The organism is Variovorax sp. P1_H2 (assembly GCF_056405295.1).
Genome location: NZ_JBFUCJ010000019.1, coordinates 20888 through 44175, shown reverse-complemented (window position 1 = coordinate 44175; position 23288 = coordinate 20888). Strand labels below are relative to the sequence as shown.

Below are 23288 nucleotides of genomic sequence, written 5' to 3'. Positions count from 1 at the left end.
ACTCAAGTTAACAATGGATTCACTTTAGCGCCGAGCCGGCAGGCCGTCGATTTTCTACATTCACTGCACCCACCCACCACCCACGGAAACACACCATGAAGACATACAAGATCGCAACCATCCCCGGCGATGGCATCGGCAAGGAAGTCGTGCCGGCCGGCCAGCAAGTGCTGGAGGCGCTGGCTTCGACAAGCAGCAGCTTCAAGTTCCAGTTCGAGAACTTCGACTGGGGCGGCGACTACTTCCGCGAGCACGGCGTGATGATGCCGGACGACGGCCTCGACGCCCTGCGCGACAAGGACGCGATCCTGTTCGGCTCGGCCGGCGACCCGCACATCCCCGACCACATCACCCTCTGGGGCCTGCGCCTGAAGATCTGCCAGGGCTTCGACCAGTACGCCAACGTCCGCCCCACGCGCATCCTGCCGGGCATCGACGCCCCGCTGAAGCGCTGCGGCCCGGATGACCTGAACTGGGTCATCGTTCGCGAGAACTCCGAAGGCGAATACTCCGGCGTCGGCGGCCGCGTGCACCAGGGCCACCCGATCGAAGCGGCCACGGACGTCTCGATGATGACCCGCGCCGGCGTCGAGCGCATCATGCGCTTCGCCTTCAAGCTGGCCCAGTCGCGTCCCCGCAAGCTGCTGACCGTCATCACGAAGAGCAACGCCCAGCGCCACGCGATGGTGATGTGGGACGAGATCGCGCTGCAGATCTCCAAGGAGTTCCCGGACGTGACCTGGGACAAGGAACTGGTCGACGCCTCGACCGCGCGCATGATCAACCGGCCGGCTTCGCTGGACACCATCGTGGCGACCAACCTGCATGCCGACATCCTGAGCGACCTGGCCGCCGCACTGGCAGGCAGCCTCGGCATCGCCCCCACCGGCAACATCGATCCCGAGCACCGCTACCCGTCGATGTTCGAGCCGATCCACGGCTCTGCCTTCGACATCATGGGCAAGGGCCTGGCCAACCCGGTCGGCACCTTCTGGTCGGTCGTCATGCTGCTGCAGCACCTGGGCGAGACCGAAGCCGCCAAGCGCGTCATGCAGGCAGTCGAGGCCGTGACGGCCGACACCTCGCTCCACACCCGCGACCTGGGCGGCACCGCCACGACTGCACAGGTCACCAGGGCGGTGTGCGACCAAGTCACCGGCGGCGCCCAGCGCAAGGCGGCCTGAGGGCCGCCGTCCCCCGCCCGCACGCAGCGGCCGCGATCGCAGGCCGGTGTTGCCGCTGCCCATGATGAACATCATCAACGGCGGTGGGCATGCGGACAACAACGTCGACATGCAGGAATTCCTGATCGTGCCAGTCGCGTCACACCCACAAGGAGACAACCGTGAAGACTTCGACATTCCGGCCCCGCATCGCCTCGACGGCGATCGCCCTCGGCTTCGCTGCCTCGCTCGCTGCGGCGCAGGCCTACCCTGCCAAGCCCATCACCTTGGTCGTGCCGTTCCCGCCGGGCGGAAGCTCGGACGCGCTGGCGCGCGCGATCACCACGCCGCTGTCGCAGAGCATCGGTCAGCCGGTGATCGTGGAGAGCAAGCCGGGCGCCGGGGCGACGGTCGGCGCCGACTATGTCGCCAAGGCCAAACCGGACGGCTACACGCTTCTCATGGGGGCCGTGCACCACACGATCGCCACCAGCGTGTACAAGAAGCTGCCTTACGACTTCGAGAAGAGCTTCGCGCCGATCACCACCGTGGCCCTGGTGCCCAACGTGCTGGTGGTCAACGCCAAGTCCCCGGCGACCGACGTCAAGAGCCTTGTGGCGCTCGCCAAGGCTTCGCCGGGAAAGCTGTCGTATGGCTCGAACGGCAACGGCACGGTGCAGCACCTGATCGGCACGCAGTTTTCCGGCACTGCCGGCGTCGAACTCCTGCACGTCCCCTACAAGGGCAGCGCACCGCTGACCACCGACCTGCTCGGCGGGCAGGTCGACATGTCCTTCGATACGCTGACGCCGCTGGTGCAGCACATCAAGGGCGGCAAGCTGCGTGCCTTGGCCGTCACCACGGCCAAGCGGTCGAGCACGCTGCCTGATGTGCCCACCTTGGCCGAGGCGGGCATGAAGGACTTCAACCAGGGGACATGGTTCGGCATCCTGGCGCCGGTGGGAACGCCCAAGGAGGTGGTCGCCAGGCTCAACGCCGAGATGGTGAAGATCATCCAGTCGCCCGAGTTCAGGAAGCGCATGGAAGAGATCGGCGCCGAACCCGTGGGCGACACCCCCGATCAGATGGCCGCGCAGATCAAGGACGACACGACCAGGTACGCAAAGCTGGTCAAGGATGCGAAGGTCGCCATTGATTGAGGGGCGAAGCCGGGCGCTGCGCGCGGTGGAAGCGGCGCAGCTTCGCCGGGCCGCTCACGCCTTGCGGCTCTGCCCGTCGCCGTCCTGCGAACTGGCGCAGGTGCGGCCTCGCATCGTCTGTGACGGCAATTCTCCGAACAGCGCCTTGTACCGTTGAGCAAAGTGGCTCAGATGGCTGAATCCTCTGTCTGCGGCCGCCTGCGCAATGCTCAGGTCTACCGCTCGTGTCGACATCAACTGCCGACGCACGGCGTTCAGCCTCACACAGCGCAGATAGTGCACAGGCGTCGCGTCGGCGACCTGCCTGAAGCTGTTCTGCAAGGTGCGCCGGCTCGTGCGAAGGCGCAGGCACAGTTCCTCTACGCCAGGCGGGGAATCCCCGCTGCCTGCCACCATCCGATGGCATTGCGCGACGATGAAACTGGCCGAAGCGCTCCCGACGGGCTGCCTCGCGTCGGCGGCGCCATCGAACAGTTCGCAAAGCGCTTCGAACACGCCGCGAGACACTGACTGGTCGTTGATCGCTTCCGACTTGCATGGATCGGTTGTCGTCGTCTCATCGAACAACGAAAGCAGGTCGTGCCGCAATCGCTGCATCGCGCGACCCGGGGCTCGCAGCACGGAGCGGGACAGTAGCGCCCGGGCGCCCGGTGCCCACGGCCGTTCGTCAGACAGGCGACGAAATTCGTCGAGCTCGAACGTCACCGCCATCAGTTCCATCCCTTTCGGCCGTTGAAGCGTGAACTCGTCGCCGCCGCGAAGAACGACGACGCTGTCCTCGTGCATTTCGTGCCCTTGCATTCGGGGCGTTCCAGCGAGCTTCCCAAGTGGGATCGCGAAGCAGATCTTGCCGTTGGGCAGACAGCCCTGTTGAATCACCCGCTCACTCATCCACTTGCGAAAGACATGGATGCTGTCCGTCGTCAGCTCGGCGAGCGAACTGTGCATGGCCCCCGGCGATACCTGCAAATAGCGTTGATTCCACTCCGGCGCCGAGGCGCCATGCACGTGGAAGTCGTCGAATACGTCCAGTTTGAGTGTCATGCGGTGTTCGGTGGCGGCGCTGCAGTCGAAGAATAGCCAAGGGCCTGTTTACACTATTTCCGGGGATCGCGGAAATAGTGTGAACAGGCCCTCGACCGGGACGCCGTGTCGCTTTGCCGATTTGGGCTAACGGAGCAGGGCGCTCGCGCTTCACAATTTGCGCACCTTGTCAGGCGAGGACTCTTTCCAGATGTGGACACGACACATTTCGCGCCTCTTGGCGCTCGTGCCGGCGTTGACGCTCGCAGCCTGTGCGTCCGCGACCGACTCGCCCTCCCGCAAACCCGAAGGACGGACCGTCATGAATGTGGAACAGATCAAGGAGGCCCTCGTTGGTGATTGGGTCAGCATCGCCCCGGAGGTCCGCCCGAGCGCCAGCAAGAATCCCGACGGCACGCTGAAGCCGTTCTATCTGAAGCGTGAATTCAAGTACTTGGCCGGGGATCGATTCGAGCTGAACATCGTCAATTCGGCAGACCCGAACGGTGCGGTGCCCATCGCCCGAATCGCCATCCGGGGTCACATGATCTGGCGCGGCCCTCACGCGATCGCTCCAGGGGCGCAAAAGGTGGACTTCGTCGCTGACGAGGGATACGAGGTCGCGCCGCAGATCCAGGGGTTTGCCGATCTGCTGAATCAGGTGGCCGCCACTGGCTACGGAAAGTGGCAAGTCAACGACACGCAAAGTGTGTTCGGCAAGGCGTTTCCCCCGTTCGGGTTGACCGAAGGGAAGAACTTCATGGAATTCGATCTCGTCTACCTGAGCCACGACATGCTGTTCTGGGGCGCGCGCAACGTGGACGGTCGCGGGTTCGACAAGGAAGAGAACAGGCCGACCAACCTGCAGATCCCGCTTGCGCGCAAGTAGGTCTGGAGAACGAAGGTGAGTCTGTCCACTGGGGTCTTGAGCCGATCTCGTGCGTGGCGCTAAGTCGTCGCGCGCTGCTCGAATCCTTCGGGTGCATGCGCATGTCCATGCATCTCCAGAACCTCCACGCGTTCAACTCGCGCCTGCGGCGGGCCGCGGTGTGCCCACGCCACCAGCGCCTCTACCGCCGGGACATCGCCGATGGCAAGGGCCTCCACCGTGCCGTCGCGGCGATTTCGCACCCAACCGCGCACGCCCAGCGCCTCGGCGGCTTGCGCCATCGACCAACGGTAACCCACGCCCTGCACGAGGCCGTGGACGATCAGATGCTTTTGGACGGGCGTCATGCCGGCACTGTAGTGCGGCTGCCCCGCATCTGCAGCGTTCTATGCGCCGGCTGCGGGTGCCCGACGCCCGTCTTGGGCCCTTCGGAGCAGCACGGGTACTTCGGCTGCGCGCGCCCTCAACTGACCGCACCCGCCGTCGACATCCTGGCCGGCGGAATAGCGCAGCTTCGCGAGGATGCCCCGCCGGTGCAGCGTGGCAGCAATCTCTTTGCAGCGCTCCCATGACGGGCGACTGAACGCCGCGCCATCCACCGCGTTGAAGGGGATCATGTTCAGCACGCCGTACTTGCCGGAGAGGAGGCGGACGATGCCTTCGATCTCGTCTTCCCCATCGTTGACACCTTCCAGCAGCGTCCACTGGTACTGAATCGGGTAGCCGGTCGCCCGGGCATAGCGTTCGCAGGCGGCGACCAGTTCATCGGGCGTCATGTTCGGCGCGCGCGGAAGGAGTCTCCTGCGCAGCTCGGCCTTGGTCGTGTGCAACGAGAGTGCCAGCGCGGGCCTGACGCTTTGCTGGTGCAGTCGCTCGAACGCGCGTGGATCGCCCACGGTGGAGAACACCAGGTTCTTGTGGCCGATGCCGCCCGCCGTGCCGAGCAGGTCGATCGCCTCCATCACGTTGTCGAGGTTGTGGGCCGGTTCGCCCATGCCCATGAAGACCACCTTGCGCACCGGCCGTCGCATGCGCGCGAGGGCGACCTGGGCAATGATCTCGGCGCTTCCCAGTTGGCGCAGCAATCCGTCGCGACCCGTCATGCAGAAATGGCATCCGACGGCACACCCGAGTTGCGACGAGACGCAGAGACCGTCCCGGGGCAGCAACACGCTCTCGACGGTCTGGCCGTCCGCCAGGGCGACGAGCAGCCGCTCGGAACCATCGGCGCCGGGATGGACCGCGTGGATGCGCGCCAGTCCGGCGAGCTCGGCTTCGATGGACGGCAGGGCGGCCAGCAGCGACGACGGAAAGAAGCTCTCGGGTCGACGCCTGCCGCTGTCCCGGGGCAGCGCATGGGACCACAGCCGAAGGATCCGGTGCTCGTGGAGGGGACCCGCTCCGGCGTCCCGGAGCCGTCGTTTCAGTTCGTGGATTCGCATGCCCGTAAAGAGCGCCGATGGCGCTAGTCGCCTGCCAGTTGCGTCTTCAGGAACGCAACCGTACGCGACCAGGCCAGCTGGGCGGCCGCCGCATCGTAGCGCGGCGTGGTGTCGTTGTTGAAGCCGTGCTGGGTACCGGGATACTGATAGGCCGTGAAGCGCACGCCGGCGGAACGCAGGGCCGTTTCGTAGGCGGGCCATGCCGCATTGATCCGGTCGTCGATCTCGGCACGCTGGACGAGCAGCGGTGCCTTGACCTTGGCCGCTTCCGCGGGCGCAGGCGTGTTGCCGTAGAAAGGGACGCCCGCGTGGAGCTCCGGCAGCCTGATCGCAAGCTGGTGGACCATGCCGCCACCGTAGCAAAAGCCGACGGCACCGATCCTTCCGGTGGCATCGGGTCGCGATTTCAGCCAGGTTGCGGCCGCCAGGAAGTCGTTGAGGGCATGCGCCTGGTCGAGCTTGGCGAAGGCTTCGCGCGCCTTGTCCTCGTCACCGGGATAGCCACCGAGGGGCGTGAGTGCGTCGGGCGCGAAGGCCATGAAGCCATCGAGCGCCAACCGCCGCGCAATGTCCTCGATGTGTGGATTGAGGCCGCGATTCTCGTGAATGACCAGCACCGCGGGCAGGGGCTTCGCACCGGCATTCGCCGGGCGCGCCAGGTAGCCGTTGACGGTGCCGCTGCCGGAAGGCGAGGGATAGCTCACCCGCTCGACCTTGAGCCTCGGATCGGCGGGGGTTACCTGCTGTCCGGCCGCGAAGTCGGGGCTCAGCGCCGCCAGCAATGTCGTCGCGGCAATCCCGGCCTTGGCGAATTTCTGGGCCTGCCTCAGGAATGAGCGCCGATCCAGGTCGCCATGGACATAGGCGTCGAAGAGTATGAGCAGTTCCTGGTCGAAATCCTGGGCAGCAAGACGAGGCGGCATGGCAAGGCAGGTCATTGGGAGTGAAGTGCCGCAGCATAGCCGGGACGCCGGAAGACGTTCAAGGTGCGCCGGCAGATGCCCCTGGCCCTCAGACCCGGATACCGAGGTCGAAGCGCCGACGGTTTGCCCAGAGATTGACCAGCGCGTCGAGTTCCGTCGCATAGATCCCCACCTGGGGAGGGCCCAGGGCGCCGTCGCTTCGGGCCCTGCTGCACATGGAGGCGTGCCAGAAGCCATCCGACAGCTGCCTGTACTGACCCAGGATTGCGCAGCCCAGTGGCGCAGCAATCGAGAAGGCACATCGGCGAAGGAGAATGCCATCGCTCCTCGAGCCTTCCACGCCTCTCGTCGACACGAGCATGTGCACCCCGTCGTCTTGAAGAACGCTTTCGCTCGGGAGCTGGGTCCGCAGCTCGGGGGATCGGCTTGAATGTGGCTTGTCCATGACTGCCTATCTATCGGCAGCCATGAGGCAAGTTGTAGGCGACGCGTCATCAAAGCGTAAGCGCCGCTGTGGCCGGACCGCCACCCGCCAGCGCCGAGCCGCGCCGGCGACCTACATCGAGGGCCGTTCATGGGGCCGCAGGTCGAACACCAGCACTTCGGCCTGGTCGGCCTTCGCGAAGCGCAGCGTGCGCTCGTCGCGGATCCGCGCGCCGTCGCCCTGGCCGAGCCGTTCGCCGTTGACCTCGATGCTGCCGCGCGCGACGTGCACGTAGGCATAGCGATCGGGCTGGAGCTGCAGCGTGGCAGCCTCGCCGCCGTCGAAGAGGCCGGCATGCACGCGGGCGTCCTGGTGCACCGAGAGCGAGCCTTCGGCGCTCTCGGGCGAGACGATCAGGCGCAGCTTGCCGCGTTTCTCGGCGGCGCTGAAATGCACCTGCTGATAGCGCGGCACCGCGCCGCGGACCGAGGGCACGATCCAGATCTGGAGGAAGTGCACCGGTTCGCTGGCCGAATGGTTGAACTCGCTGTGGCGCACGCCGGTGCCGGCGCTCATCAGCTGCACGTCGCCCGGCCGGATGACCGAGCCGGTGCCCATCGAGTCGCGGTGCTCGAGCGCGCCTTCGAGCACGTACGAGATGATTTCCATGTCCCGGTGCGGATGGGTGCCGAAACCCTGTTCCGGCGCGACCCGGTCGTCGTTGATCACGAGCAGGTCCGAGAAGCCCTGCTGCTTCGGATCGTGGTAATGGCCGAAAGAGAAGGTGTGGCGCGACTGGAGCCAGCCGTGGTCGGCCAGGCCGCGATGGTTTGCCTTGCGAAGTTCGATCATGGGCGTTCCTTGTGAGGTTTCGTTCGACTAAATTCACGATTGAGTACAAGGAGTATCCGAGGCCGGAAGGGTGTCAATGTTGAGATATTCCGGCGCTGATGATCGATAATTTCGATCCTCTATTGAAAGCGAAGGAAGCGTGATGTTGAAGCTCAGCCTCGAGGCCATCGAACTGGTGGACGCGATCGCCCGCCACGGCTCCTTCGCGGCGGCGGCCGAGCGCCTGCACAAGGTGCCCTCGACCATCTCCTACGCGATCGGCAAGCTCGAGGAGCAGCTGGGCATCGCGCTGTTCGTGCGCCAGGGCCCGCGCGTCAGCCTGACGGCCGCGGGCCAGGAGATGCTCAAGGAAGGGCGCTGGCTGGTGGCCGCCGCCGCCGACCTGGAATCGCGCATGCGCCAGATCGCCACCGGCTTCGAATCCGAGCTCCGGCTGGTGCACGACTCGCTGATTCCGACCGCGGCCTTCAGCCACGACATCCGCGCCTTCGAGGATCTGAACTGCGGCACGCGCCTGCGCATCGCCTGCGAGACCCTGACCGGCACCTGGGAAGCGCTGCGCGACGGCCGTGCCGACCTGATCGTCGCCGCCGGCGACGGGCCGGCCGGCGGCGGCTACAAGGCGGTGTCGGTGGGCAGCCTCGACTTCGCGTTCTGCGTCGCGCCGACGCACCCGCTGGCGATGCTGCAGCGGCCGCTGGTCCGCGCCGACCTGCTCGAGCACACGGCCGTGGTGGTGGGCGACGGCGCCCGCTCGATGTCCGACCGGACCATCGGCCTGCTGGCCGGGCAGCGCCGCATCACGGTGCCGTCGATGGCGGCCAAGATCGCCTTCCAGGTCGAGGGGCTGGGCCACGGCTTCCTGCCGCGGGCCTGCGTGCGGGGGCCGCTGGCCCGCGGCGAGCTGGTCGAGCTGGCGCTGGACGAGTCGCGGCCCGAGGAAGACTTCTGGCTGGCCTGGAAGCCTGCCGCCGCCACGGGCGAGGCGTTCAAGTGGTGGCGCAAGCGCCTGCAGCGGCCGTTGCTGCCGGACATCCTGCCGGGCTGAGGCGCGCGCCGTTCACCGGGCAAGCTCCGGGCTTCGCACGACGGTGCGAGCTTGCTTGGGGCGGCCCGGCGCGCCGCTCACCGGGTAGCCTTCGCGCAGCAGCGCTTCGGCATTCGCCTTGGGAACGGCCCGGCGGCTCATGCGCGGCGCTGGCGCCGCCACGATGCCGGCGAGCTGCCGGTGCGGGCCCCGAACACGCGCGTCAGGTGGCTCTGGTCGGCGAAGCCGCAGGCGATCGCGATCTCCGACAGCGAAGCCGTGGATGCGAGCAGCATGCCGCGCGCCGCCTCGATCCTGCGCTCGACCAGCCAGGTGTGCGGGGACTGGCCGGTCGTCGCCTTGAACGCCTTGCTGAAATGGCCGCGCGACAACTGGCACGCGGCGGCGACCTCCGCCAGCGGCACGCTGCGTGCCAGGTTCGCGGCCAGCAGCTCCTTGGCGCGCCGCGCCTGCCAGGGCGCCAGGCCGGCCGTACGCGCGGGCCGCCGGCGGGCGCCGCCGTAGGCGCTGGCGAGGTGCGCGCAAAGGGCCAGCGCCATGTGGTCGAGGAACAGCCGGCAGGCCTCCGCGGGGCGCTCCAGCGATGGCAGCAGCGCCGCCGCAATGCCGGCCAGCACCGGGTCGGTCGCGCCGGGCGTGCAATGCAGCGCCGCGATCGGGGGCTCGCCGGTTTCGCGCGCGAACGCGTCCATCGCGGCACGCGGCAGGCGGAACAGCACCGAATGGAAGGGGCTGCAGACATAGGCGGAAGGCCGCTCGGCGAGGTCGGTGATGTGGACCGCACCGGGTTCCAGCAGGCCGACTTGGGTTTGCGCGCTGCCCTGGAAGAAGCGCCTGCCGCCGGCCCGCGCAAGCTCCACGCTGACGACGAAGGCGTCCTCGGCCGGCAGCGGCGCCAGCACGAAGAGATGCGGCTGGGCGTAGTGCATCCGCGCCATGTCGAGCGACAGCGAGGCCGACCGCGACGCCGGCACGTCATCGAGTCCGTACTGCTGCGCCAGCTGGCGCGCAAAGGGGCTGGGCAATGCGGCGACGTGGGTCATGCGGCAGGAACCTTGGGTGGCAGGCGGATCAAGTTCTGGGGGCCACGCCGTCGAAGGCATCCTGCAGCAACTGCCGCAGGGCGCGCGCCTCGATCGGCCGTGGATTGGCGTACGCATTTTGCAACGCCAGCGCGCAGGCGGGGTCCAGGTCCTCCTCGCGCATGCCGATCTGTTTCAGCGCCGTCGGCGCGCCGTTGCGCAGCGCCAGTTCGTGGACCGCCTGCGGGGCGCTGGCGGCACCGAGCGCGCCGGCGATGCGCCGCATTGCGCCGGGCGCGGCTGCGGCGTTGTAGGCCAGCGCATGCGGCAGCACGATGGTGTGGGTCTCGGCATGCGGCAGGTTGAAACTGCCGCCCAGCGTGTGGCACAGCTTGTGGTGCAGCGCCATGCCGACGCTGCCGAGCACCGTGCCGCAGAGCCAGGCGCCGTAGAGCGCGTCGCTGCGCGCCAGGGTGTCGGCCGGGTCCGCATGGATGCCGGGCAGGGCGCGGCCCAGCGCCGCGATGCCCTCGACCGCCATCAGTTCGCAGACCGGGTTGCCGTCCGCCGAATAGAGCCCCTCGGCCGCATGCGCGATGGCGTTGATCCCGCTGACCACCGACAGGCCGACCGGCAGGCCGAGCGTCAGGGCGGGGTCGTAGATCACGGTACGCGGCAAGACGCGGGGGTCTTTGCCGGTGCGCTTGAGTCCGTTCTCGGTGATGCCGTAGATCGGCGTCATCTCCGAGCCCGCGTAGGTGGTCGGGATGGCCAGGATCGGCAGGCCCGAATCGAGCGCGATGGCCTTGCCGAGGCCGATGGTCGAGCCGCCGCCGATCGCCACCGCGCCGTCGGCGCCGAGGCGCGCGGCGGCCTCCCGCGCCGCCCGTGCGCTCTCGATCGGCACGTGCATCACCGCACCGTCGAAGATGCCTGCGGCACGGGCGCCGAGCAGGTCGGCCACCCGTTCGGCCTGGGCGCGCTGCGGTGGCGTGCACAGCACCAGCGCCTTGCCGACCCCCATCCGCTCGATCTCGCCGGCGACCTTCGACAGGCTGCCGTGCCCGAACAGGACCCGCTGCGCGCGGCTCTCGAAGCTGAAGGACTGGATGCCGCCCGGTTCGGTGTCCATGCTCATTCGGCGACGATCTTGCGGGCCAGGATCAGCCGGCCCCAGCGCTCGCTCTCGCTGCGGATCAGCTGGTCCGTCGCCTTGCGGTCGCCTGCGACCACCTCGAAACCGCCGTCCGACAGGCGCCGGGCGACCTCGGGGTCGCGCAGGGTGGCGGTCATGTCGGCGGACAGCCTGTCGAGCACCGGCGCGGGTGTCTTCGCCGGTGCCACCATCCCGACCCAGGAATAGACCTCGAAGCCCTTGTAGGTCTCGGCCACCGCCGGCACCTCGGGCAGGGCGGCGTTGCGCTTCGGCGACGTCACCGCGAGCGCGCGCAACTTGCCGCTCTGCACCTGCTGCAGCACCAGCGGCAGGCTGGCGATCATCGAGTCGACGTGTCCGCCCATGAGGTCCGTCAGAGCCGGGCCGCCGCCCTTGAAGGGCACGTGCAAACCCTGGCTGCCCGCGGTCTCGTGGAACAGCTCGGCCGCCAGGTGGTTCGAGCTGCCGGCGCCGACCGAGGCGTACGACACCGCGCCCTTGACCTTGGCGGCGGCCACGTAGTCCTTCAGGGTCTTGTAGGGCGAGCCGGCCGGCACCACCAGCACCATCGGCGAGCGCGCCACGTAGCTCACGCCGGCGAAGTCGCGCAGCGTCGCGTAGGGCAGCTTCGGATAGATGTGCTGCTCGGTCGCGTAGGAGTCGAACACCAGCGCGACCGTGTAGCCGTCGGGCGCGCTCTTGGCCAGTGCCGCCATGCCGATGGTGCCGCCGGCGCCGCCGCGGTTGTCGATCAGCAGCTGCTGCCCGAGCCGTGCCCGCAGCGGCTCCTGGATCTGACGGGCCACCTTGTCGACCGTGCCGCCGGCGGCGAAGGGCACGATCACCGTGACCAGCCGCGAGGGGTAGGTGTCCGCCGCGACGGGGCCGGCCGCGGCCAGCGTCAGGCCGAGCGCCAGGCTGCAGCCGATCGCGCGGCGACGGGAGACGGGCAGGGGAAGGCGAGCGGGAAGGGGTGTTGTCTCTTGCTCGAACATGGTTCGGATCCTGGTGCTGATGCTGGTGCTTGTGGCGCGAGTCGATGCTATCCTTTGCGCCTCGTCATGGGAATCCGGCGTCAGGGCCAAATGCCTTTGCGTTGTTTGCACAAATGGAATCGATCCGCTTTGCCGAAAGCCTCTCCATGTTCGTCGACGTGGCGCAGGCGAAGAGCTTCTCGGCCGTGGCCCGGCGCAAGGGCCTGGTCGCCTCGTCGGTGGCGCGCCAGATCGATGCGCTGGAACAGGACCTCAAGGTGCCCTTGTTCACGCGCTCGACCCGGGCCCTGGTGATGACCGAGGCCGGCACGCTGCTGTTCGAGCGCGCCGTGAAGATCCTGCACGACATGAGCGATGCGCGCAGCGAGGTGGTCTCGCTCGACGGCAGCGTGCAGGGCCTGCTGCGCGTGAGTTGCGTGCCGGCCTTCGGCCGCCGCCACGTGGCGCCGCACCTGGGTTCGCTGTTCGACAAGCATCCGGCGCTGAACGTCGAACTCGAGCTCACCGAGCGCGTGGTCGACCCGGTGCTCGAGCGCTTCGATCTCGTGATCCGGATCGGCGACCAGCCCGACAGCAGCCTGATCTGCCAGCGCATCGGCAGCCAGCGCTACATCATGGGCGCCTCGCCGGCCTACCTGCAGCGCCACGGCCATCCGCGGCGCTTCGCCGACCTGGCGCAGCATCGGCTGATCGACCGCCAGCACAGCACCGGCGCGCGCGGCTGGCGCGAGCTCGAAGGCTTCGACTGGAGCCGTCCGCCGCAGTTCGCGCTCGAGAGCAACGACTGCGACGCCCGCCGCATGTGCGCCGCGCAGGGCCTGGGCATCGCGCTGATGCCCAACTGGGCGATCGGCGAAGACCTGGCGGCCGGCCGCATCGTCGAGCTCGACCTCGAAGGCGCGCCGCGCCAGGAGGCGAGCGGCATCTTCCTGGTGCGCGCCGCGCCGCGCGCCAGCGTCAAGGTGCGGGCCTTCACGGAGCACCTGCTCGAGAGCATCGGCCGCTCGGCCAGCTGGGTCGGCGACGCGGCGACGGCGAAGGAGTGAGGGCGCCGGGCCCTGCCGAGCCGAGGCTCAGGCGGTCTCGGCCAGCGCCTYGCCGAGCGCGTTGACCAAGCGCTCGATCTCCGCTTTCTCGACGATGAAGGGCGGGGCGAGCTGGATCGTGTCGCCGCCGTAGCGCACATAGAAGCCCTTGCGCCAGCAGGCCATGGCGACTTCGTAGGGGCGGCGTGCCGGCTCGCCGGGCAGCGCCGCGAGCGTGAGCCCGGCGGCCAGGCCGTAGTTGCGGATGTCGACCACGTGCCGTGCGCCCTTCAGGCTGTGGACCGCCGCCTCGAAGAAGGGCGCCAGCGAAGCGACCCGCTCCACCAGCCCGTCCTTCTGCAGCGCGTCGAGGGCGGCAATGCCCGCGGCGCAGGCCACCGGATGGGCCGAGTAGGTGTAGCCGTGCGGGAACTCGAGCATGTAGTCCGGGCCGCCGGCTGCCATGAAGGTGTCGTAGATGTCCTTGCTCGCGATCACGGCGCCGAGCGGCTGGGCCCCGTTGGTGACCTGCTTGGCGACGTTCATGATGTCGGGCAGGACACCGAAGGCGTCGGCGCCGGTCATGGCGCCGCAGCGGCCGAAGCCGGTGATGACCTCGTCGAAGATCAGCAGGATGTTGTGGGCGGTGCAGATCTCGCGCAGGCGCTGCAGGTAGCCCTGCGGCGGCACCACGACGCCGGCCGAGCCGGAGAAGGGCTCGACGATCACCGCGGCGATGTTCGAGGCGTCGTGCAGCGCGATCAGGTCGAGCAGCCGGTCGGCCAGTGCCGCGCCGTGGGCCGGCATGCCGCGGCTGAACGCGTTGTCGGCCAGCTGCGTGTGCGGCAGGTGGTCGGCCTCGACGCCCTGGCCGAAGGTCTTGCGGTTGCCGCCGATGCCGCCGACCGAGATGCCGCCGAAGTTGACGCCGTGGTAGCCCTTCTCGCGCCCGATCAGGCGCGTCTTGCTCGCCTGGCCCTTGGCCCGCCAGTAGGCGCGCGCCATCTTGAGCGAGGTGTCGGCCGCTTCCGAGCCCGAGCCGGTGAAGAACACGTAGTCGAGGCCCGCGGGCGTCAGTTCCTTGAGCCTGTTGGCGAGCTCGAAGGACAGCGGATGGGCGTGCTGGAAGGCCGGCGCGTAGTCGAGCCTGGCGATCTGCCGGCTCACCGCCTCGGTGATCTCGGGCCGGCCATGGCCGAGCCCGGAGCACCACAGGCCGGACAGGCCGTCGAAGATCTTGCGGCCGTCGCCGTCGGTGAAGTAGGCGCCGCGGGCTTCCACGATCATCCGCGGGTCGGCCTTGAACTGCCGGTTGGCGGTGAACGGCATCCAGTGGGCGTCGAGCCAGGCGGCATCGGTGCGCACGGCAGGCGCCGGCGAAGAAGAGGTCAGGACGGTCATGGGATCTTCCCGCGGGGCAGGCGGGCGTTGTGTTGCGGTGGCGATCATTGTTGGCATCCTTCATACTTGGAAAAAGAAACCGATATCAATGTTCACTTGACGAATCATGAAAGTAACGAAGGGCGCGAAATCGAAGGCCGTGCTGGGCCAGATCAGCGACATGGACCTGCGTTTGCTGCGGGTCTTCAAGAGCGTGGTCGAGTGCGGCGGCATGGCGGCCGCCGAACTCGAGCTCAACATCGGGACCTCCACCGTCAGCCGACACGTCAAGGACCTGGAAACGCGGCTCGGGGTGGTGCTGTGCCGGCGCGGTCGCGGCGGCTTCGCGGTCTCGCCCGAAGGCGAGCGCGTCTACCGCGAGACCCTGCGCCTGCTGGCGTCGGTCGATGCCTTCCGCGAGAGCATCGATGACATCCACCAGCGCATGGGCGGCCGGCTCGAGGTGGCGGTGTTCGACAAGACCGCCACCAACCCGCAGGCGCGCATCGGCGAGGCCATCGCGCTGTTCAACGACCGGGCGCCGGACGTCAGCCTGAGCATGCACGTGGCGACCCTCAACGCGATCGAGCGCGGCATCATCGACGGCAGCTTCCACGTCGGCGTGATCCCGGCCCACCGCAGCTCCACCAGTCTCTCCTACACCGACCTGTTCGGCGAGCAGATGCTGCTCTATTGCGGTGCCGGCCATCCGCTGTTCGACGCCCCGCAGGGCGCGCTCACCTGGGCGCGCCTCAAGGGGCACGCCTTCGCCGGGCTCGGCTATCACTCGCCCAACATGGACCTGAGCCACCAGGCGCGCCTGGTTCGCACGGCGACCGGCTTCGACCAGGAGGCGATCGCCACGCTGATCCTGTCCGGGCGATTCCTGGGTTTCCTGCCCGACCACTATGCCGAGGCCTTCGAACGCCGAGGGCAGGTGCGGGCGGTGCGGCCGGACCGTTTCCGCTACAGCTGCAGGTTCGTGTCCATCGTGCGCCGGGCACCGCAGCCGTCGCGGGCCGCGCAGTTGTTCGCGCAGTGCCTGGACGCGGCGCACGCGCGGGGCTGAGCCTGGCGCGGCGCGTCCGGCGCGTCCGGCGCGGCTACGAGGCCGGCGTGAGTGCCGAGGACGCGTCCAGCGTCCAGCCCAGCACCGCCGACGCCCGCATCGGCCGCGCATAGAAGTAGCCTTGCAACTCGTCGCAGCCGAGGTCCAGCAGGACGTCGCGCTGTCCCTGCGTCTCGACGCCTTCGGCCACGACCGTGAGCCGCAGGGCATGGGCCAGCTTGATGACGGCCTCGACCACGGCGCGCGCGTCCTCCTTGCCCTCGATGTCCTTGACGAAGCTGCGGTCGATCTTCAGCTGCCGTGCCGGCAGGTCGCGCAATTGGCTGAGGCTCGAGTAGCCGGTGCCGAAGTCGTCGATCGACAGGTGGACGCCGATGCGGGCCAGGCCCTCGAAGATCCGGGTGGTGATCTCGCGCTCCTGGATCGCGACCGACTCCGTGATCTCGCAGATCAGCTGCGAACCGAGCAGGCCGTGCCGCCGGAGCGCTTCCTCGACCGAGTCGACCAGGGAGACCTCGCGCAGCTGATGCACGGAAAGGTTCACCGCCACGCGCATGTGGCGGCCTTCGTCGCCCCAGGCCGCGACCTGCCGGCAGGCTTCGTTGATGACCCAGTGGCCGAGCCGCACGATCAGGCCGAAGCGCTCGGCCAGCGGGATGAAGGTGTCGGGGCCGACGACGCCCAGGCGGGGGTGGTTCCATCTGACGAGGGCTTCCAGTCCGCTCAGGCGATGGCGCCTTCCATGGATCTTCGGCTGGTAGTAGAGCTCGAGCTGGTCGTCCTCCAGGGCCTGGCGAAGATCGCTCTGCAGTTGCAGCTGGTCGGCCGTGTCGACGGACATGTGCGCCTCGAAGAAAGCCAGGCTGGAGCCGCCCGTGCGCTTGGCCGCATACATCGCGGCGTCGGCGTGGGCGACCAGCTTCTCGCCATCCCCTTTCAGGGCGTGCATCGCGATGCCGATGGAGCACGAAATGCGCAACTGGCGGCCGGCGACTTCGAAGGGCTGCGCGAAGGCGCGCAGGATCCGGTTGGCCACCTGGACGCAGTCCTCGATGGCGTGCAGGCCTTCCAGCAGCAGCACGAATTCGTCGCCGCCGACCCGTGCCACCGTGTCGCCCGCGCGCGATTCGGCGATCAGCCGCTGCGCGGTGGTGACCAGGATCTGGTCGCCCGCGCCATGGCCGAAGGTGTCGTTGACCGGCTTGAAGCCGTCCAGGTCGACGAACAGGACGGCCAGCTGTTCCACCACCGCCTGCTCGTTGACACGCTCGAGCCGATGCACGGCCTGGCGCAGCCGGTCCTCGAACAAATGCCGGTTGGGCAGTCCGGTCAGCGGGTCGGACAAGGCCCGCTGGAGCAACTCGTCGTTGGCGCTCTGGAGTCGCGCGTTGGATTCCTGAAGCGATTGCGAGAGCTGGCGCGCAACCCGCTGAAGCCGGGCTTCCACCATCGAGGCGACCAGGGTGCCCAGCAGCAGCATGAAGGTCGTGATCGCGACGATGGCGGCCAGGTTCTGTCCGCGCAGCGCGTGGGCGCTCAGGCAGACCGAATCGAGCGGGAAGCGGGCCGCCGCCATGCCGGTGTAGTGCATGCCGCAGATGGCCGCCCCCATGACGGTGGCGGCCAGCACCTTGAGCGCGAATGTCTGCCGGGTGTGGACGTGCTGGAGGAATCGGAAGATGACCAGCGCCGCGGCGGAGGCGGCGACCGCGATGAGCGCCGAGACGGCGACCAGGCGCAAGTCCCAGACGATGCCGGGCTTCATGTCCAGGGCCGCCATGCCGATGTAGTGCATGCCGCAGATTCCTGCGCCCATCGCGACCGAGGCGCCCACCACCGAGGCGAGGCTGTAGCGACCGGCGCTTGCGACGCCGAGCGCGACCACCGAGGCGGCCACCGCGGCGAGCCAGGAGGCGAAGGTCATGAGGCCGGTGAAGCCGAGCTCGATCGGCAACGAGAAGGCCAGCATGCCGACGAAGTGCATGGACCAGATGGCCGTGCCCATGACGAGGGAGCCGGCGGCCCACCACATCTTGCTGACGCCCCCGTCAGGCGTGCGGACCTTCAGGGACAGGTCGAGGGTCACGTAGGACGCCAGAATGGCCACAGCCACCGAAGCGACGACGATCCAGGGATCGTGGTCCGAGGCAAGGAAGCTGACATCGTTCATGAAGGCGCGCCGTAAATGAATCCCAATCTATCGGCATTTGGCGGCAATAGTTGAGGCCGGCGGGTCTCGAACGCTTCGGCAACCGCCGGCGTTGCCAAAAACTCACGCACCACCCATGCCAATTTCCTGCTTCCGGATGTAACTGATACGCTCGGGGCCAGTCTGACCTGCGATGACCTGGGGATCGTTGACGATGAATTGCGCTCGATGCGGCACCTTGATGCCCTCCGGGGCCGGCGCTTGCGCGCGATGCGGCGCCGCAGCCGGCGGTGCTTCGCAGGAGGCGGCCGCCGTCGGCCCGCCTCCGGGCGATGCAATGGGCAGGGTGGAGCCGGCGATGGGCAGCGAGAGCGCTTGGCAGCGCATGCGGACACCCACGGCGCCCCAGGGCCGGTCTTCGTCGCGGGTCGCGCAGAGCCAGGAAGAGCTCTATTCGCTCGTGATCGGCGACGCCAATCTTCAGCACTACCTGCGCAAGTTCGCCCAGTTCGATCGCGACGGAAAAACCTCGGCGGGCTGGCACTGGCCGGCCTTCTTCGTCACCTTCGGCTGGTTGCTCTACCGCAAGAGCTGGTTGAACGCGGCGCTCTATGCCTTCGTGCCCGGCGTCGTCGTCGGCTTCGCCACCGCGATCGCGGCCCCCTTCGGTCCGGCGGCCGTCGCCGTCGCGACGCTGGCGGCCGGGCTCCCTGTCCTGCTGCTGCCACCCTTGTACGCGGATGCCGCCTACTATCGGCTGTGCAGGAAGCGGATCGCCACGGTTCTGAGCCTGCCCGGCAAGGACCCTGACACCCTGCGTGCGCTGCTGCTCAGACAGGGCGGCACCAGCCGGGTCGTGCCGATCCTCATGGTGCTGCTGACGATCCCCGCGGCCGTCGTGGGAATGATGGCGGCGATCTCGACGTCGGCCGGCCCGGACGACGCGGTGCGCGCCAAGGCCGCAAGCCAAAGGATGCCCTGACCATGAAAGCCGACGACCTGGCCCGCAACTACCGACGCTCCGGTTCGGGCCGTTCGCGTTCGTCCCGCAGACGGCGGGCCCGAAGGAAGGGGCTGTGGATCTTTTTCGCCGCCATGGTCGCTGTCATCGCGGTGGTCGGTGCGGGCCTGCTCTACCTGTCGGAGTCCGAGCGGCTGCCGCTCGCCGCCGCGCCGGCCGCGCCGGTCGAAGCGGGCAAGAAGCCGGCGGAGCGCACGGCGGCCCTGGCGCCGCTGAACCTGCCGGCCGACCATGCGCCGCATGGCTCCGGCATGGAATGGTGGTACTACAACGGCATCCTCGATGCCAAGACGGGCAATCGCTACGCCTTCCATGTCGCCGTCTTCGTCGCCAACGGATTGGTCAAGCAGACGGTCATGCACGCGGCGTTGACCGACCTGCAGACCGGCAAGCGCTTCACCAGCCAGAACCGCACGGGCGGCCTCCCCGCCAGGAGCGTCACCAACGGATTCGATTTCAGGCAGGATGGCTGGCAGGTCGTGGCATCGGGCCCGGCGCATGCCCTGCGTGCATCGTTCGAGGGTGCTTCCCTCGCGCTCGACCTCGAGGACACGCACCCGGTGGTTGCGCACCGGGCCGCGGATTCGGCCACGCCGGGGCTGCTGGACTTCGGCAAGAGCGGCATCAGCTACTACTACTCGCGCCCCCGCATCTCGACCCAGGGCGAGATCTCGATCGGCGGCAAATCGGTCCCGGTGAGCGGCGACGTGTGGTTCGACCACCAATGGGGCGACTTCGATGTCCTGACGCTGGGCTGGAACTGGTTTGCCCTGCACCTGGCGGACGGCTCCGACGTGATGCTCTATGAACTGTTCGACATGGAGGGGCGCAAGGTGATGACCGCCGGCACGGTGTCGAACGCCGTGGGAGCGGTGCCGCTGAAGGCGGGCGACGTCGAGTTGAAGCCGGGCAGCACCTGGACCAGCCCGAAGACCGGGATCCGCTACGTCGTCGAATGGGGCCTCAAGCTGCCGTCCGGGACCTACGCCATCAAGCCCTTCCATCCCGATGGCGAATTCGATTCGTCCCAGACGACTGCGAATGTCTATTGGGAAGGGCCGGTGAAGGTGACCGGCAGTTCCAATGGCGAAGGCTTCCTCGAATTGAGCGGCTACGACCGCGTCAAGCCGCCGAATCGAAAATGAATCAAGGATTTGAAGTGGTTCTGGGCGTGGCGGTCGGTGCCCTCGCCGGGATCGTCGCAGGCGCGCTCGCGGGTTGGCGGCAGTCGAAGCTCGAGCGGGAAAAATGGACGCGCAGCCGCGAAGACCGGGTTCGCTCGGAGACGCGGGGCGCGGTGGCGGCGCTGGCGAGAACGCTCGCCTCGACGGCCCATTCGATGATGTGGGCCACCTTCAAGGCCCTCACTTCAGGCAAGGCCAGCCTCGAGGCGCTGGCCTCTTTCGAGGTCGAGTTCCATGCCGAAGTGGCCGAGCTGGTGGGTGCCCAGATGCGTCTGGCCGAACTGGACTTCGCGCTCTACGAAAAGGTCACGCCGTACGTCGGCCAGGTCATCTCGATGGGCGGCGGCACCTATGCCGCGCTGAGAGCCTCGATGGAGAAGGCGCTCGACGCCGAGGAGCAGCTGCGCGCCAGCAACCAGGAGGCGCTCGACCTGCTCAGGGAGGTGCCGAAGAAGGTGGCCGGCCTGTTGGCGGCCTAGGGATGCGCTGCACGCAGGGTCGGTCCGTCATCCGGCCGCACGGCGAGGCAGCAGGCCCGCATGGACCGCGAGGAAGTCGGCCACGGCCTGCTCGAAGCGCGCGATCGCATCGTCTTCCAGCGGCAGCGACAGCACGATGAAGCCACGCGGCGAGGCATAGATGCCCCGCGCCAGCAGGTGGAAGAAGAAGAGCCGGCGCAAGCGCGGGTCGACCGCGGCGAGGTCTTCGGGCCGCAGGATCTCGCCGGCCACGAAATGGGCGTTCATCACCGAGCCGACGCCGGTGAACTGCAGCGCGACGCCGGCCTCGGCGCAGCGGGCGTTGAGCCGCTCCCGAAGTGCCGTGCCGCGCGCCGCCAGCGCGCCGGCGGCGGCGGGCGGAAAGAGCCGCGTCAGGCCGGCATGGCCCGCCGCCATGGTGACCACGTTGTTGTTGAAGGTGCCGGAATGCGCGAGCGGCCCGCTGCGCGGGTCGAACAGCGCCATGATGTCGGCGCGTCCGCCGAAGGCCCCGAAGGGCATGCCGCCGCCGATGTACTTGCCCAGGGTGCTCAGGTCGGGCCTGATGCCGTGGCGCGCGGCCAGCCCGTGCGGCGCCAGGCGCGAGGTCATCACCTCGTCGATCACCAGCAGGGCGCCGGCCTCGGTCGTCAGCGTGCGCAGGGCCTGCAGGAAGCCGGGCAAGCCCGGGATGCAGCCGCTGGCGCCCAGCATCGGTTCGACCAGCACCGCCGCGATGTCCCGGCCTTCGCGCGCGAAGGCGGCCCGCAGGCTCGCCTCGTCGTTGTAGGGCAGCACCAGGAAGTCGAAGGGCACGGTGGTCGGCGACGGCTCGGCACCGAAGCTCAGCACGCCGCCGTGGTAGCCGCCCGAGAACACCATGATCCGCTTGCGTCCGGTGAAGCGCAGTGCCGCCGTGATGGCCATCAGGTTGGCTTCGGTCCCCGAATTGGTGAAACGCACGCGTTCGATCTGGGGGAAGCGTTCGCAGATCAGCTGCGCCAGCTGGCCCTCGCGCAGGTTGTGGCCGGTGAGGTTGATGCCGCCCTCCATGGCCTCCAGCACGGCCTGGCGGATCTCCGGCGCCGAGTGGCCGTACACGCCGGCCGTGTACTCGGCGATGAAATCGTCGTAGCGATGGCCGTCCACGTCCCACAGGACGGCGCCTTCGCCGCGCGCGATCGTGAGCGGGAAGGGGGCGTAGAACAGCACCGATCGGCTGTTGGCGCCGGGCAGGAAGCGTGCATGGGCGTCGAAGCGCTCGCGGCTGGCGGGGTTGGACGCGGTGAATGCATCCAGCCGCTGCGCCAGCGCCTGGTCGAGGTCGGGGAGGGCGAGGGAGGTGGGTGCCATGGGTTCGTGCGAGCGGGATTTGAATCTACACGACCGAGGTGGCGCCGCCGTCGGCACGGCCCGGCTCGCGCCAGTTCGCGGGCGGGGGTGCGGTGACGATCGAATCCAGCGTCGGCTGCGGCATCCGCAAGGCGGCCAGGTCGGGGCGCGGGCGGCGCAGCGCCGGGTCGGCGGCAAAGGCCTGCTCCAGCGCCAGCGCCGCCGACAGCACCCGCAGGTCGCCGCGGAAGGGGCCGACCACCTGGAGGCCGAAAGGCATGCCCTTGGCGTCGGTGCCGCAGGGCAGCGTCAGCGCGGGATGGGTGGTCAGCGTGGTGACGTAGGTCAGCGCCAGCCACCGGTAGTAGGTGGACTGCGGCTTGCCGTCGACGACCCGGGCGTAGGGCTGGGTCCAGGGAAAGGGCGAGACCGGCGTGGTCGGCGCCAGCACCAGGTCGTAATCGGCGAAGGTGGCCTGGAAGCGCTGCAGGATGCGGGTCTGCTCGGCCTGCGCCCAGGCGCTGTCGAGCAGGCTCATGCCGGCGCCCAGCTCGTAGTTGGCGCGCGGGTTCTCGCCCAGGCTCGCGGGGTCCTTCTCGTAGCTCTCGCGCATGCCGGCGACGAAGGCCTCGGCGCGCAGCACGTCGAAACAGCGGTGCACCTCGCCGAGGTCGAAGCGCACCGCGTCGCAGCGGGCGAACAGGTGCCGCATCGCCGCGATCCGGGCGGCGAAGGTGGCGCGGATGTCGGGGTCGACGTCGCAGCAGTCGAAGTCGGTGGTGTAGGCCACCCGGAGCCGGCCCAGCTCGGCCGCCTGCGGATTCAGGAAGGCCAGCGGGTCGAGCGGATAGCTGAGCGGGTCGCCGGCATGCATGCCGGCCGTGGCGGCGAGCTGAAGGCAGGCATCCGCGACCGTGCGGCCCATGGGGCCGACGACCGAGATCGGTGTCCAGCCCAGCAGCTTGCGCACGCTCGGCACCACGCCGGGCGAGGGGCGAAAGCCGACCACGCCGCACTTCGATGCGGGAATGCGCAGCGAGCCGCCGGTGTCCGAGCCGGTGCAGACGGGCAGCATGTCGCAGGCCAGGGCCGCGGCCGAGCCGCCCGAGGAGCCCCCGGCATTCAGGCGGGGATCGAAGGGGTTGCCGGTGGCACCCCACACCGGGTTGCGCGAATTGGCGCCGGCGCCCATCTCGGGCACGTTGGTCTTGCCGGCGACGATGGCGCCGGCGCGGCGCAGCCGGGCCACCAGTTCGATGTCCTGCGCCGGCACGTGGTCGCGGAAGGCGGGAGAGCCATAGGTGGTCAGCAGGCCGGCGGTGGGCTCCAGGTCTTTCACGCCCAGCGGCAGTCCGTGCAGCAGGCCCAGCGGCGCGCCCTTCAGCACCGCCCGCTCGGCGGCGCGGGCCTCGTCGCGCGCGCGGTCGAAGCAGGTTGCCGTGACGGCGTTGACGAAGGGGTTGACCGCCTCGATGCGTTCGATGCACGCCTCCAGCAGTTCGACTGGCGAGATTTCCCGGGTGGCGATCATCTGCCGCAAGGCGACGGCCGA

The 23288-nt window shown here is 68.7% G+C and carries 22 protein-coding genes and 1 pseudogene; 10 read left to right on the top strand and 13 right to left on the bottom strand.

Annotated features, from left to right (window positions below; all coding sequences use genetic code 11):
- Positions 1-95: 95 nt before the first annotated feature.
- From AC1D2E_RS09515 to AC1D2E_RS09505, 3 genes and pseudogenes are all read left to right on the top strand, one after another.
- Positions 96-1184, top strand: a complete 1089-nt coding sequence (locus AC1D2E_RS09515; RefSeq protein ID WP_478197178.1) for a tartrate dehydrogenase — start codon at positions 96-98, stop codon at positions 1182-1184.
- A gap of 49 nt (positions 1185-1233) precedes the next feature.
- Positions 1234-1326 (top strand): annotated as a pseudogene (locus AC1D2E_RS09510) (hypothetical protein); the annotation flags it as partial.
- Positions 1327-1345: 19 nt separating this feature from the next.
- Entirely contained in the window at positions 1346-2323 is a 978-nt protein-coding gene (locus AC1D2E_RS09505) for a Bug family tripartite tricarboxylate transporter substrate binding protein (RefSeq protein WP_478197177.1), read from the top strand.
- 54 nt (positions 2324-2377) lie between these two features.
- Here AC1D2E_RS09505 and AC1D2E_RS09500 read toward each other — a convergent pair whose 3' ends face one another.
- Positions 2378-3367 carry a helix-turn-helix domain-containing protein gene (locus tag AC1D2E_RS09500; protein WP_478197176.1) on the bottom strand — a complete coding sequence of 330 codons (990 nt, stop codon included), beginning with the start codon at positions 3365-3367 and terminating at the stop codon, positions 2378-2380.
- A 301-nt stretch (positions 3368-3668) separates the two neighbouring features.
- On the opposite strand from AC1D2E_RS09500, the gene AC1D2E_RS09495 reads away from it, so the two are divergent.
- The gene (locus AC1D2E_RS09495) at positions 3669-4235 is read left to right on the top strand and encodes a hypothetical protein (protein WP_478197175.1); all 567 of its coding nucleotides are present in this window, start codon (positions 3669-3671) and stop codon (positions 4233-4235) included.
- A gap of 59 nt (positions 4236-4294) precedes the next feature.
- On the opposite strand, the gene AC1D2E_RS09490 is transcribed toward AC1D2E_RS09495, so the two are convergent.
- The 4 genes from AC1D2E_RS09490 to AC1D2E_RS09475 form a co-directional block, all read right to left on the bottom strand.
- Positions 4295-4582, bottom strand: coding sequence for an acylphosphatase (locus AC1D2E_RS09490; protein ID WP_478197174.1), 288 nt, complete (start codon positions 4580-4582; stop codon positions 4295-4297).
- Positions 4583-4621: 39 nt separating this feature from the next.
- On the bottom strand, positions 4622-5677 hold the full coding sequence (locus AC1D2E_RS09485) for an RNA methyltransferase (RefSeq protein ID WP_478197173.1): 1056 nt from the start codon (positions 5675-5677) through the stop codon (positions 4622-4624).
- 23 nt (positions 5678-5700) lie between these two features.
- On the bottom strand, positions 5701-6600 hold the full coding sequence (locus AC1D2E_RS09480; protein WP_478197212.1) for a dienelactone hydrolase family protein: 900 nt from the start codon (positions 6598-6600) through the stop codon (positions 5701-5703).
- 556 nt (positions 6601-7156) lie between these two features.
- Positions 7157-7876 carry a pirin family protein gene (locus AC1D2E_RS09475; protein ID WP_478197172.1) on the bottom strand — a complete coding sequence of 240 codons (720 nt, stop codon included), beginning with the start codon at positions 7874-7876 and terminating at the stop codon, positions 7157-7159.
- Between the two features lie 142 nt (positions 7877-8018).
- Here AC1D2E_RS09475 and AC1D2E_RS09470 point away from each other — a divergent pair, with 142 nt between their 5' ends.
- Entirely contained in the window at positions 8019-8924 is a 906-nt protein-coding gene (locus AC1D2E_RS09470) for a LysR family transcriptional regulator (protein ID WP_478197171.1), read from the top strand.
- Between the two features lie 137 nt (positions 8925-9061).
- On the opposite strand, the gene AC1D2E_RS09465 is transcribed toward AC1D2E_RS09470, so the two are convergent.
- Genes AC1D2E_RS09465 through AC1D2E_RS09455 form a run of 3 tightly spaced genes read right to left on the bottom strand, consistent with a single transcriptional unit; the run spans position 9062 to position 12097 of the window.
- On the bottom strand, positions 9062-9967 hold the full coding sequence (locus AC1D2E_RS09465; RefSeq protein WP_478197170.1) for a helix-turn-helix domain-containing protein: 906 nt from the start codon (positions 9965-9967) through the stop codon (positions 9062-9064).
- A 28-nt stretch (positions 9968-9995) separates the two neighbouring features.
- Positions 9996-11084 (bottom strand): maleylacetate reductase, encoded by a 1089-nt coding sequence (locus AC1D2E_RS09460; protein ID WP_478197169.1) that lies wholly within the window; start codon positions 11082-11084, stop codon positions 9996-9998.
- Positions 11081-12097 carry a tripartite tricarboxylate transporter substrate binding protein gene (locus AC1D2E_RS09455; RefSeq protein ID WP_478197168.1) on the bottom strand — a complete coding sequence of 339 codons (1017 nt, stop codon included), beginning with the start codon at positions 12095-12097 and terminating at the stop codon, positions 11081-11083. Before AC1D2E_RS09455 ends, AC1D2E_RS09460 begins: the two co-directional genes overlap by 4 nt.
- Positions 12098-12210: 113 nt before the next feature.
- Here AC1D2E_RS09455 and AC1D2E_RS09450 point away from each other — a divergent pair, with 113 nt between their 5' ends.
- The gene (locus AC1D2E_RS09450) at positions 12211-13143 is read left to right on the top strand and encodes a LysR family transcriptional regulator (protein ID WP_478197167.1); all 933 of its coding nucleotides are present in this window, start codon (positions 12211-12213) and stop codon (positions 13141-13143) included.
- A gap of 27 nt (positions 13144-13170) precedes the next feature.
- On the opposite strand, the gene aptA is transcribed toward AC1D2E_RS09450, so the two are convergent.
- The gene (gene aptA / locus AC1D2E_RS09445) at positions 13171-14523 is read right to left on the bottom strand and encodes an omega-aminotransferase AptA (protein ID WP_478197166.1); all 1353 of its coding nucleotides are present in this window, start codon (positions 14521-14523) and stop codon (positions 13171-13173) included.
- Between the two features lie 106 nt (positions 14524-14629).
- Here aptA and AC1D2E_RS09440 point away from each other — a divergent pair, with 106 nt between their 5' ends.
- Positions 14630-15571, top strand: coding sequence for a LysR family transcriptional regulator (locus tag AC1D2E_RS09440; protein WP_478197165.1), 942 nt, complete (start codon positions 14630-14632; stop codon positions 15569-15571).
- Between the two features lie 34 nt (positions 15572-15605).
- On the opposite strand, the gene AC1D2E_RS09435 is transcribed toward AC1D2E_RS09440, so the two are convergent.
- Both AC1D2E_RS09435 and AC1D2E_RS09430 read right to left on the bottom strand, forming a co-directional pair.
- The gene (locus AC1D2E_RS09435) at positions 15606-17741 is read right to left on the bottom strand and encodes a putative bifunctional diguanylate cyclase/phosphodiesterase (protein WP_478197164.1); all 2136 of its coding nucleotides are present in this window, start codon (positions 17739-17741) and stop codon (positions 15606-15608) included.
- 102 nt (positions 17742-17843) lie between these two features.
- The gene (locus AC1D2E_RS09430) at positions 17844-18107 is read right to left on the bottom strand and encodes a hypothetical protein (RefSeq protein ID WP_478197163.1); all 264 of its coding nucleotides are present in this window, start codon (positions 18105-18107) and stop codon (positions 17844-17846) included.
- On the opposite strand from AC1D2E_RS09430, the gene AC1D2E_RS09425 reads away from it, so the two are divergent.
- From AC1D2E_RS09425 to AC1D2E_RS09415, 3 genes are read left to right on the top strand one after another with little or no spacing between them, the layout of a single operon-like run.
- On the top strand, positions 18106-18702 hold the full coding sequence (locus AC1D2E_RS09425; protein WP_478197162.1) for a DUF2628 domain-containing protein: 597 nt from the start codon (positions 18106-18108) through the stop codon (positions 18700-18702). The two genes, AC1D2E_RS09430 and AC1D2E_RS09425, sit on opposite strands and share 2 nt — an antisense overlap.
- A 2-nt stretch (positions 18703-18704) precedes the next feature.
- On the top strand, positions 18705-19886 hold the full coding sequence (locus tag AC1D2E_RS09420; RefSeq protein WP_478197161.1) for a lipocalin family protein: 1182 nt from the start codon (positions 18705-18707) through the stop codon (positions 19884-19886).
- The gene (locus AC1D2E_RS09415) at positions 19883-20404 is read left to right on the top strand and encodes a hypothetical protein (RefSeq protein ID WP_478197160.1); all 522 of its coding nucleotides are present in this window, start codon (positions 19883-19885) and stop codon (positions 20402-20404) included. The genes AC1D2E_RS09420 and AC1D2E_RS09415 overlap by 4 nt, the downstream gene beginning before the upstream one ends.
- Before the next feature lie 27 nt (positions 20405-20431).
- On the opposite strand, the gene AC1D2E_RS09410 is transcribed toward AC1D2E_RS09415, so the two are convergent.
- Complete coding sequence (locus tag AC1D2E_RS09410; protein WP_478197159.1) at positions 20432-21757, bottom strand: aspartate aminotransferase family protein; 1326 nt, start codon at positions 21755-21757, stop codon at positions 20432-20434.
- 25 nt (positions 21758-21782) lie between these two features.
- Positions 21783-23267 carry an amidase gene (locus tag AC1D2E_RS09405; protein ID WP_478197211.1) on the bottom strand — a complete coding sequence of 495 codons (1485 nt, stop codon included), beginning with the start codon at positions 23265-23267 and terminating at the stop codon, positions 21783-21785.
- Positions 23268-23288 lie beyond the last annotated feature (21 nt).

Excerpts from the sequence above, each read along its gene's own strand:
- AC1D2E_RS09515 (WP_478197178.1), top strand. The coding sequence starts at position 96 with ATGAAGACATACAAGATCGCAACCATCCCCGGCGATGGCATCGGCAAG.
- AC1D2E_RS09500 (WP_478197176.1), bottom strand. The coding sequence starts at position 3,367 with ATGACACTCAAACTGGACGTATTCGACGACTTCCACGTGCATGGCGCC.
- AC1D2E_RS09495 (WP_478197175.1), top strand. The coding sequence starts at position 3,669 with ATGAATGTGGAACAGATCAAGGAGGCCCTCGTTGGTGATTGGGTCAGC.
- AC1D2E_RS09490 (WP_478197174.1), bottom strand. The coding sequence starts at position 4,582 with ATGACGCCCGTCCAAAAGCATCTGATCGTCCACGGCCTCGTGCAGGGC.
- AC1D2E_RS09485 (WP_478197173.1), bottom strand. The coding sequence starts at position 5,677 with ATGCGAATCCACGAACTGAAACGACGGCTCCGGGACGCCGGAGCGGGT.
- AC1D2E_RS09480 (WP_478197212.1), bottom strand. The coding sequence starts at position 6,600 with ATGCCGCCTCGTCTTGCTGCCCAGGATTTCGACCAGGAACTGCTCATA.
- AC1D2E_RS09475 (WP_478197172.1), bottom strand. The coding sequence starts at position 7,876 with ATGATCGAACTTCGCAAGGCAAACCATCGCGGCCTGGCCGACCACGGC.
- AC1D2E_RS09470 (WP_478197171.1), top strand. The coding sequence starts at position 8,019 with ATGTTGAAGCTCAGCCTCGAGGCCATCGAACTGGTGGACGCGATCGCC.
- AC1D2E_RS09465 (WP_478197170.1), bottom strand. The coding sequence starts at position 9,967 with ATGACCCACGTCGCCGCATTGCCCAGCCCCTTTGCGCGCCAGCTGGCG.
- AC1D2E_RS09460 (WP_478197169.1), bottom strand. The coding sequence starts at position 11,084 with ATGAGCATGGACACCGAACCGGGCGGCATCCAGTCCTTCAGCTTCGAG.
- AC1D2E_RS09455 (WP_478197168.1), bottom strand. The coding sequence starts at position 12,097 with ATGTTCGAGCAAGAGACAACACCCCTTCCCGCTCGCCTTCCCCTGCCC.
- AC1D2E_RS09450 (WP_478197167.1), top strand. The coding sequence starts at position 12,211 with ATGGAATCGATCCGCTTTGCCGAAAGCCTCTCCATGTTCGTCGACGTG.
- AC1D2E_RS09440 (WP_478197165.1), top strand. The coding sequence starts at position 14,630 with ATGAAAGTAACGAAGGGCGCGAAATCGAAGGCCGTGCTGGGCCAGATC.
- AC1D2E_RS09435 (WP_478197164.1), bottom strand. The coding sequence starts at position 17,741 with ATGAACGATGTCAGCTTCCTTGCCTCGGACCACGATCCCTGGATCGTC.
- AC1D2E_RS09425 (WP_478197162.1), top strand. The coding sequence starts at position 18,106 with ATGCGGACACCCACGGCGCCCCAGGGCCGGTCTTCGTCGCGGGTCGCG.
- AC1D2E_RS09430 (WP_478197163.1), bottom strand. The coding sequence starts at position 18,107 with ATGCGCTGCCAAGCGCTCTCGCTGCCCATCGCCGGCTCCACCCTGCCC.
- AC1D2E_RS09420 (WP_478197161.1), top strand. The coding sequence starts at position 18,705 with ATGAAAGCCGACGACCTGGCCCGCAACTACCGACGCTCCGGTTCGGGC.
- AC1D2E_RS09415 (WP_478197160.1), top strand. The coding sequence starts at position 19,883 with ATGAATCAAGGATTTGAAGTGGTTCTGGGCGTGGCGGTCGGTGCCCTC.
- AC1D2E_RS09410 (WP_478197159.1), bottom strand. The coding sequence starts at position 21,757 with ATGGCACCCACCTCCCTCGCCCTCCCCGACCTCGACCAGGCGCTGGCG.
- AC1D2E_RS09405 (WP_478197211.1), bottom strand. The coding sequence starts at position 23,267 with ATGATCGCCACCCGGGAAATCTCGCCAGTCGAACTGCTGGAGGCGTGC.